This is a genomic window from Arthrobacter oryzae, from assembly GCF_031454875.1.
Lineage (GTDB): Bacteria > Actinomycetota > Actinomycetes > Actinomycetales > Micrococcaceae > Arthrobacter > Arthrobacter oryzae_D.
Genome location: NZ_JAVDRQ010000014.1, coordinates 116,254 through 124,806 on the forward strand (window position 1 = coordinate 116,254; position 8,553 = coordinate 124,806).

Consider the following 8,553-nt stretch of genomic DNA (forward strand, 5'->3'; position numbering starts at 1 on the left):
CTGCTGTTGCCGTCATCCCTTGCTCGCCCCGCTCTCCAGACCCTGGATCATTGCCTTGTTCAGTACCAGGAAGACGAGTAACAGAGGCGTGATCGTGACACACACGGCCGCGAACGTGGCCGTCCAGTCGGTCTTGCCCATGGCTCCGATGTAGTTCTGCAGACCCAGCGGGATGGTCTTCAGTTCTTCGGAGAGGACGAAGGTGTTGGCGAAGATGAAGTCGTTCCAGATAAAGATGCTGTTGACCAGCACCACGGTCACAACAGTGTTGACCGACAGGGGCAGGGTAATGAGTCCGAAGATGCGGTACGGCCCTGCTCCGTCGAGCGAGGCCGCCTCGTACGTTTCGCGGGGGATGTATTCAAAAAAGGAGGAGAACAGGTAGATGGACATGGGAAGGGCGAAGCCGGCCAGCGGGATGATCATCGAGGGGTAGGTGTCTAGCAGATTGATCGTGGAGTAGTCGATGAACAGCGGTACGAGGGCGATTTGGACGGGCACGATGATCCCGATCAGGAACAGGCTGCGGACGAATTTGCTGAAGCGGAACCCGAGGACCTGGAGTGCGTAGGCAGCCATCATTCCCAGGAGCACGATCAGGAGGTTGGCTCCCATGGTGACGATGAAGCTGTTGAGGATATTCATCCCGAGGTTGCCGGTCTCGAAGGCCCGGGCGTAGTTCTCCCAGGTGAGGGACTTGGGCAACCCGAACGGGTCACCGGTTGCGAAGTCGTGTTCGGTGCGCAGGCTGGTGATGAAGAGCCATGCGAGCGGGTAGACCTGCACGATGACGATAAGGGCGATCAGCACCTTGGACAGTGTGCTGTACAGCTCGGGCTTGCGCCGCCTCCGTAGCGGAGGCGGACTGCTGAGCGTGGGGGTGACAGGCCGGGTAAGCGGGGCTGCGGTTGCGGTCATGCGTCCGCCTTTCGTTTGAGCATGAAGAGGATGAGTCCGACGGCGACGAGGCATTCGACGACGATGAACACGGCGATGGTGCTGGCGTATCCGAAGTCGGTGCTCGTGAATGCTGTCTTGTACATGTATGTGGTCAGCAGTTCCGAGGATTGCCCGGGGCCGCCGTTTGTCATCAGGTAGGGGATGTCGAATCCGCGCAGGCCGTAGGTTGTGGCCATGATGGTGGTGGTGATCCAGACGGGCCGGATGTGGGGGAAGCGGATCTTGGTGAAGAGTTGCCACCGGGATGCCCCGTCGAGGCGGGCCGCTTCCTCCAGTTCCTGCGGAACGGACAAAAGCGCCGCGTAAATGATGAGCATGTACAGGCCGGTGAACCGCCATCCTTCCGGCGCTGACACGGCTGCCAGGACGGTGTTGATATCTGAGAGCCAGGGTCGTTCGAGAGCGCCGAGCCCGATCCAGTGCAAGACCTGGTTGAGCAGGCCCACCGGGTCGATGGAGTAGATGCGCACGAAGAGGAATGCGATGGCCACCGTCGAGATCACCGCGGGCAGGAGGTAGAGGGTTTTGATGAGCTCCCGTCCCCGCCGCAGCGAGGTGAGGAGGCTGGCCACGAGCAAGGCGCCGCCAAGCTGCAGGACCAGGCAGATGGCCAGGTAGCCGAGGGCATTGAAGAAGGAACGCCAGAAGATGTCGTCGCCGGTGAACATCCGCACGTAGTTGGCCAGTCCTACGAATTCCATGTCGGTGATCCCGTTCCAGGAGAAGAAGCTCAGGAACAGGGACTGGAGGATCGGGAATAGCACAGCTGCGCCGTAGAGCAGCAGTGGCGGGAGCAGGAAGACCAGGACGGAGAGTCGTGACCTGTTGGGAAGCATGATGGGCCTTTCGGGTGGGGGACCGGAGCCCCCCACCGCTGCGGTTACTTGAAGAACTTCGGGGCGTTCTGCGCGATGGTGCTGTCCATCGTGCTGGTGAATTGTTCGGGCGTGATGTCGCCCTGAACGAGGAGCACGAGCTCCTGCTGCAGCCTGCCGTTGGTGGTCGGGTCGAGCTGGGTGTCCCACGGCATGGCCTGTTCGTCCCCGAGGTCATTGGCCTTCTCCAGGGCCTTCTTGTACAAGGGTGTCGCGTTGGCGGGCACGGCGGTTTCGACGTCGGCGGTCGGTGAGAGGGCACCCGTGGCCGCGTATTCGGCCGGGTACTTCTGCAGGGTGAACTTCAGGAAGTCGCTAACGAGCGGGTCGTACGTCTTGGAGTTGACCGCCATACCGATTCCGGAGGGGGAGACGAATTCGTTGGCTGCCGTAACGGACCCTTCAGTCGTGGGCAAGGTGAAGAAATCGATGTCATCACGCACATCGGGGTTCAGTTTGTCCGTGGCGAGGCTCGGCAGCTCCCACGTGCCGATGTTGTACATCGCAGCCTGGCCCGAAGTGAACTGGTTCTGGGCGTCGGAGTATCCCTGTGAGGAAAACCCGTCCTGGAAGCACTTCGCCTTGCCGAGTGCGGCCAGCCATTCAACGGTCTTCCGGCCTGCTGGGTCGGAGAACTTGGCCTCGCCCTTTTTGAGTTTCTGGATGAAGTCCGGGCCTGCTGCACGGAACGGCTGGTAGGCGATGTAGCGTTCCAGCGGCCACTGGTCCTGCCCGTCGATGGCGATGGGCGTGATGCCGGCGCTGCGCAGGGCAGAGCACATGGCGGGGAGGTCATCGAGGGACTTCGGGGCGGCCACTCCCGCCTTCTGCAGCAGGGCCTTGTTGTACCAGATGTACTCCAGCTCGAACTGGAACGGAATCATGTGCAGGGACCCGTCGTCGAACCGCTGGTAGTCCAGCGCGCTGGACCGGTAGTTGTCGTAGAGATCAAGCGATCTGAGCAGCTTTTCGGCGTCGACCATTTTGCCCTGTTTAGCCAGCTGTTGGGCAAACGGTGTGGCGTCGGTGTCGAAAAGCTCGGGCAGCTTGTTCGCAGCTGCCAGGGTCTCAAGCTTCTGGATATAGGAGGGCCGGTCGGGGGTGGTTATCAGGTTCAGCGAGAAGCCCGGGTGCTCCTTCGCGTAGTCGTCCGCGAGCTTTTTCATGATGTTGATGACTGCGCCGTCGGCCGGCCGGGACAGCAGCCACGAGATTTCGCGGGGTTTGATTTCCCCGGTGGGGCTCACGTTGGAGGGGTCGGCCGTCCCTCCGCCGCCGCAGGCGGCCAGGGCCAGGGCGGTGACGGCGGCCACAGCGGCAGTTCGGAACAGGTTTTTCATTGCGGCAATCTCCCTTGATTGGGGCGGATAAGTTGGAGCGGGCGGGTATTCATTTGTCGGTCCGGGTGCGTATTTCAAGTTCGGTGACGCTGACGGATCCTTCGCCGGCGAAGACGCCGATCCGCCCCTCGGGCAAGTCGTAGATCCTCGTGCTGAGGGAGACCTGCCGGTCCAGGACGGCGACGCAGAGGTCGCCGTCCACGGCGACTTCGAGAATGTGTTCGCCGGGGCCAAGGTCACAGGGGCGTTCCAGTTCAATTTCGAAGGGAATGTCGCCGGAGACTTGCCACTGCGCATCTCCGGTGACATCCCGAGGCCACCGGTCAAACACCATGCGTCCGCGCTTGGGTTCAAGGCGGAGAACGTAGGAGCGGTCGCCGTCGGCGCTGGAGCGGAGCAGCAGCCCGCACTCTGTGGTGCCGGGGGCGATCTGCAGCACTGCCTTGGCGTAGAACTGCCCCGGTAGATCCTCCTCGGACACCACGGCCGCATAGCTGTCCGGGACATCAATCGTCATGGGAACTCTCCGGCCAAGCGTTATCGGGGCTTCGTACCAGAAACTCTCCACAAGCTCGTCGGCGAAGGAGAATGCCAGCGTTCCGTCGGGGTTCTGGCGAGCTTCGAGCACTGACATGGTGCCGGCCCACTGCCAGGGGCCGTTATCGCGGTTGTTCTCCTTGCTTGCGATCCAGCCGAAGAAGAAGCGGCGTCCGTCCCGTTCGGCTGTCTTGGAGGCGTAGAAGGCCCGGCCGTCGATGCTGTCGAGATCCGGCACAATCCAGGGGCCGTTGGGGCTTTTTGCCATTCGGTAGCGGGTGGTGAAGGATTCGGAAAACTCTGAGTAGACCATGTACCACCAGTCGCCCCAGGCGAACACGTCGGGGCATTCGTGGGTGATGTAGCGTCGGGGGTCCCAGAACGGCTCGGTGTGCTCCCACGTCATCAGGTCTGTGGACACGCACTGTGCAATGACCCCGCGGCGGCGTTCGGGCCCGTCGGCGTGGCGTGCAGCGATCAGCATCCGCCACTGCCCGGCCTCCTCGTCGCGGAAAACGAAGGGGTCGCGCCAGTCGCCGGCCTCGTAGCCGTCAGGCGCGCCGAACGTCAGTTCCGGGTGCTTGCCCCATGTCATCATGCCGTCGGTGCTGGTGGCATGCATGACGAGCTGCAGCGGCGCACCGTTGGCGCCGACGTTATGCGGGTTCTGCCCTGTGTAGAACAGGTGGTGGATGCCGTCCTTGTCGCACACGATGCTGCCCGTGTACGCGTTGAAGTCAAGATCATCCTCTCCGCCGTGGAGCAGCGAAACCCCGTGATCCTCAAACTGCACGAGGTCCTTGGTTGTGACGAGATGCCAGGATGTCCCGGGCTTGGGGTCCTCACGGATCTCGTGCAAATAGAAGAGCCAGAACTCCCCGTCTTGCTCGAAGGGGATAAGGTCTCCCACCCAGCCATCGGCGGGCTTGAAGAAAAGTGAGCGATCCATCGGCTATGACGTCCAATCTGCTAAAGCGTTTAACCAAGATCAGACTAAGTGCCTGGATAGATTTGATCAAGCGTTTTAGCAAAACTTTTTTCTGCGGACGGGCAGTGAATTGCTGGGAATGATTCGGATACGGCCAAGGGGGCCGTCTGACCTGGCTTCGCCAAGGACAGGTCAGGTTGAGTCGAACCTTTGTCGCTTTGGCCTCAGCCGGCAGTATGTGGCTCGCCTGCCTCCGCCTCGGAGCGCATCAACGGCAGCATCGGGCTGGGTAGGTATCGCCACGGCGGAGAAGCCATCCGGCGTCCGTCTGTAGCCCACTCCGTCCGGAGTCCGCGTGCAGACTATAACTCCGGTGCTGAGAGTCACGCTATGGGAAATGGCGAGATGGCGCTGCCGAGCTCAAAGATCTTGCGTTTGGTTCAGACTTTCGGCACTGAGCGCATTCTTGAATTGACCGACCATCTCCTGACGGAAGCCATCGAAGTCACCTTCCAAAGCAAACGCAGCAAGTCTCTCGTGCTCAACGGCGATTTCATGGAGGTCGCTGTATGTCGGATGGTCGACCGCGAAGTAGAGGCGCAGCTTGTTCTCCCAACCGTTCCAAAGACTGTGCAGGGCCGCGTTCCCCGAGAATTCGTAGAAGAGCCTGTGGAAGCGAAGGTGAGCATCAACGCTGGCAGGGATATTGTTGGTGTCCGTGGCCCGGTAAAGTTCCTCGATGGTCTGCTTCAACCGAAGCCGCTCAGGACCGCGCAACGTAGCGGCCGACAGTTCAGCAGCGTAAGGCTCGACAAGTAAACGGATTGAAGCGATCTCGGCGACGTCGCGAGCACTCACCTGCATAACGAACGACCCCTTGAACGGGATCTTCACGACCAGGCCCTCCTCCTCAAGCCGGGTCAGCGCCTCACGAAGCGGGGACCGACTGATCCCGAGATCGGCAGCAATGTGTGTCTCCCGCAGTTGCTCCCCTGGAGGCACAGTTCCATCCAGGATGGCCGTACGCAACACACGGTACACGCCGTCCGGCGTCGTGGTCCGCTGTTCTTGCCACTTGAACTTGCTGTCCATCGTGCCCCCTCTTGTCGATTGTCGATTATACCGCGGCCGGCGGGGTTGGAACTGGAGGCAGGAGAAGTCTTGAGGCGCGGATTCGTTTGTCCTGCTGCGTTGCGGTGAGGTCCTCGACGGCTTTTTGCATGTGCCGCCTGATGGCCTCGAGGAGACCTTTCCTGTCGCCCGCCTCCAACAGAGCCAGGATATTTTGGTGTTCCTGAACCAGTACGTCGATCCGTGGGTAGGAGACTTCCAGGTCGAGGATGCACATCCTGGATTCAGCCGCGAGTGTCTTGTAGATCCTGGTGAAACGGGAATTACCCATGCCGGCAACGAGGGCTGAGTGGAACTGCAAGTCCAGCCGTGCGATGGTCTGCCAGTCTGAAGTGGCCACTTGCTTCGCCATTTCGCCCACAATTTTCGTCAGCCCTTCGCAGGTGTTTTTGATCTGCTGCGGGCTGCCGTCCAACAGCTTGCTGGCGGCGGAGGATTCGACGGACTCACGAACCTCGTAGATCTCCCGGAGGTCATGCGGTTTTACTTCCAGGACGAACACCCCGTAGTTGCGCCGACTGATGAGGATTCCTTCCTGGCATAACCGCTGGAGTGCTTCCCGAAGGGGACCCCTGGACATGTTGAGCTGGCGCGCCAGGAGGGATTCGTTGATCTGTTGCCCTGGCCGGATGGCCCCTTGGATGATTTCTTCCCGCAGCTGATCGGCGATCAGCTGCGCCGTGGATCTCCCCTCCAGTGCAAAGAGTCCTTCTGGTGCCGCCATTGACATCCCACTCTTCTCCCGCTTCGCCATGCTACATATTTTCTAGATTGCCAGCGCGGTGTATTTGTACTCGAGGAATTCTTCGATGCCGATCTTGCCGCCTTCGCGTCCCAGGGCGGACTGCTTGATGCCGCCGACCGGTGCTGCAGGATTGGAACCAAGGCCGGTGTTCAGGCCGACCATGCCCACTTCCAGCTCGGCAGAAAAAGCGGAGAGCCTTCTCCGTGCTTTCGGTGAAGACGTAGCCGACAAGACCCCACTCGGTGTCATTGGCGAGGCGGAGGACTTCGCGCTTCTGTTCGATCAGGGGGCCGATTTCGGTTCCTTCCAGGGCGCCGTTGCCTACCCGCAGTTCGGAGATCTTCTTGGCGAACCTTTCGCTGAATTCCCCGACGACGGAGCGGTGCACGAAGAAGCGGTTGGCCGCGGTGCAGGCTTCGCCCATGTTGCGCATTTTGGCCTTCATGGCCCCGTCGACTGCCTTTTCGATGTCCGCGTCGGCCAGGACGATGAAGGGGGCGTTTCCGCCCAGTTCCGCTGCCTGAATCGCCAGGCCCGCGTCCTCCGATCCGCCGTCGGCGACGTGGGCGATGATTTCCTTCGTGGCCGGATTCTCGACCGGGACCGTGGCGCCGCTGGCGGCCTTCTGCCAGGCACCGTCGATGAACAAGTCAGAATGAAGAGTAGTGGGATCAAATGAGAGGCTCATGTCACGCTTTCGGTGGCGTAAGGAATGGATTCTCCGGGGAGGGGGGATTGGTTTAGCTCGTCATAAACCGTTCAGGGCGTACGAAGTCCATGCCCTCTATGGTTTGTTTACCGAGGACTTCGTGTGCGGCAATGTGGCCGTAGCCGGTGGCATTTTTGAAGCCGCCGCCGGAGAAGCCGGTGGCGCAGTAGATCCTGCCGCCTTCTCTGAACCGGCCAACGAGGGGGTTGCCGTCCTTGGTGTACAGCTCCGGGAAGGCGTCCGAGCGGACGATGTTGGGGATGAGGCCGGGGATGAACTCGGCGACGGTTTCGGTGGTCTCCGCGATGTCAGCTGTTGAGAGTCCTCTGGGCACGGCGTCGGGGTTGGATACTGGTGCGCCGCGGCCGTCAAGGGTGGCTTTGACGGTGACCCCGTCGACGGCGGGTGCACCGTACATGGATCGCTCCTCGTACATTCGGTTGAAAGTGGGGAACTTTTCCGGGGTGAACTGGGCTGCGTCGCGGGCGACGAACCAGGTCAGGAAGACGCGCTTTGTCTGGGTTGCGGCTTTGAGGTAGTCGGGCATAAGGCGCTGGGACCAGCCGCCGGAGGCGACGATGGCGTTCTCGAAGGTCCAGGACTTCTCACCTGAGGTGATGACGACGCCGTCTTCGGCTTCGGTGATGCCGTCGATCGGGGTGTTGGTGTGGACGGTCGCGCCGTTGGCCTCCGCCGCAGCAACCGCGGCTGTGACGGCACGGTCGGTGCGTAGAACCCCGGCGTTCGGGTCGTAGACGGCGCAGTCATCCGGGCGGAGGTTGTGCTGCGGGTAGCGTTGTGCCATCTCTTCGCGGCTGAGGAGTTCGTGGGCGGCCCCGTTGGTTCGTGCGGTTTCCAGGAGGCTGCGGATGTAGGGGCCGTCGGCGGTGCCGATGGACAGGCCGCCGCAGCGGGTCAGAATGTCCTGCCCTGTTTCTGCTTCCAGTTCAGCCCAGAGATCACGTGAGCGTTCCAGAATGGGGTACAGGTCAGGTACTCCGCGGTAGATCATCCGAAAGAGCCTGGTGTCACCTCCCACGGCACTTCTGCCGTGGGCAGGTGACTGCGCCTCGAATCCCGTGACGGAGTCAGTCAGGCGCGATGCCTGCCACAACGCCATGCTTCCGATGCTGCCCAGGCCTATGACAGCCAGTTTTCCGTCCATGGTTAGAGCACCTTTCCCTGTCCACTTTTTCCGATTGCCATTTGCTGCACGGACGCCCCTAGCGGAGCGCGGCTTCGGTGATGGCTGATTCGCCCAGGCCCCAGTACTCCAGGGATTCCTTGTATTCCGGGGTTTCCAGGACGGACTGGATGGCTTTCTGCAG

At 61.3% G+C, this 8,553-nt stretch carries 7 protein-coding genes and 1 pseudogene; all 8 read right to left on the bottom strand.

What is annotated here, in order from left to right; all coding sequences use genetic code 11:
• Positions 1 to 12: 12 nt before the first annotated feature.
• Positions 13 to 918 (bottom strand): carbohydrate ABC transporter permease, encoded by a 906-nt coding sequence (locus J2805_RS21320; RefSeq protein WP_309979866.1) that lies wholly within the window; start codon positions 916 to 918, stop codon positions 13 to 15.
• On the bottom strand, positions 915 to 1,796 hold the full coding sequence (locus tag J2805_RS21325; protein WP_309979868.1) for a carbohydrate ABC transporter permease: 882 nt from the start codon (positions 1,794 to 1,796) through the stop codon (positions 915 to 917). The genes J2805_RS21320 and J2805_RS21325 overlap by 4 nt, the downstream gene beginning before the upstream one ends.
• A 44-nt stretch (positions 1,797 to 1,840) precedes the next feature.
• Complete coding sequence (locus J2805_RS21330) at positions 1,841 to 3,175, bottom strand: ABC transporter substrate-binding protein (protein ID WP_309979870.1); 1,335 nt, start codon at positions 3,173 to 3,175, stop codon at positions 1,841 to 1,843.
• 49 nt (positions 3,176 to 3,224) lie between these two features.
• The gene (locus J2805_RS21335; RefSeq protein WP_309979871.1) at positions 3,225 to 4,661 is read right to left on the bottom strand and encodes a glycoside hydrolase family protein; all 1,437 of its coding nucleotides are present in this window, start codon (positions 4,659 to 4,661) and stop codon (positions 3,225 to 3,227) included.
• 399 nt (positions 4,662 to 5,060) lie between these two features.
• Positions 5,061 to 5,732, bottom strand: a complete 672-nt coding sequence (locus J2805_RS21340) for a GntR family transcriptional regulator (RefSeq protein ID WP_309979873.1) — start codon at positions 5,730 to 5,732, stop codon at positions 5,061 to 5,063.
• A gap of 25 nt (positions 5,733 to 5,757) precedes the next feature.
• Positions 5,758 to 6,495, bottom strand: coding sequence for a GntR family transcriptional regulator (locus J2805_RS21345; RefSeq protein ID WP_309979875.1), 738 nt, complete (start codon positions 6,493 to 6,495; stop codon positions 5,758 to 5,760).
• A 42-nt stretch (positions 6,496 to 6,537) separates the two neighbouring features.
• A pseudogene (locus tag J2805_RS21350) lies at positions 6,538 to 7,030 on the bottom strand (aldehyde dehydrogenase family protein); the annotation flags it as partial.
• A 226-nt stretch (positions 7,031 to 7,256) separates the two neighbouring features.
• On the bottom strand, positions 7,257 to 8,390 hold the full coding sequence (locus J2805_RS21355) for an FAD-dependent oxidoreductase (RefSeq protein WP_309979877.1): 1,134 nt from the start codon (positions 8,388 to 8,390) through the stop codon (positions 7,257 to 7,259).
• Between the last annotated feature and the right edge of the window lie 163 nt (positions 8,391 to 8,553).

Excerpts from the sequence above, each read along its gene's own strand:
- J2805_RS21320 (WP_309979866.1), bottom strand. The coding sequence starts at position 918 with ATGACCGCAACCGCAGCCCCGCTTACCCGGCCTGTCACCCCCACGCTC.
- J2805_RS21330 (WP_309979870.1), bottom strand. The coding sequence starts at position 3,175 with ATGAAAAACCTGTTCCGAACTGCCGCTGTGGCCGCCGTCACCGCCCTG.
- J2805_RS21355 (WP_309979877.1), bottom strand. The coding sequence starts at position 8,390 with ATGGACGGAAAACTGGCTGTCATAGGCCTGGGCAGCATCGGAAGCATG.
- J2805_RS21325 (WP_309979868.1), bottom strand. The coding sequence starts at position 1,796 with ATGCTTCCCAACAGGTCACGACTCTCCGTCCTGGTCTTCCTGCTCCCG.
- J2805_RS21340 (WP_309979873.1), bottom strand. The coding sequence starts at position 5,732 with ATGGACAGCAAGTTCAAGTGGCAAGAACAGCGGACCACGACGCCGGAC.
- J2805_RS21345 (WP_309979875.1), bottom strand. The coding sequence starts at position 6,495 with ATGGCGGCACCAGAAGGACTCTTTGCACTGGAGGGGAGATCCACGGCG.
- J2805_RS21335 (WP_309979871.1), bottom strand. The coding sequence starts at position 4,661 with ATGGATCGCTCACTTTTCTTCAAGCCCGCCGATGGCTGGGTGGGAGAC.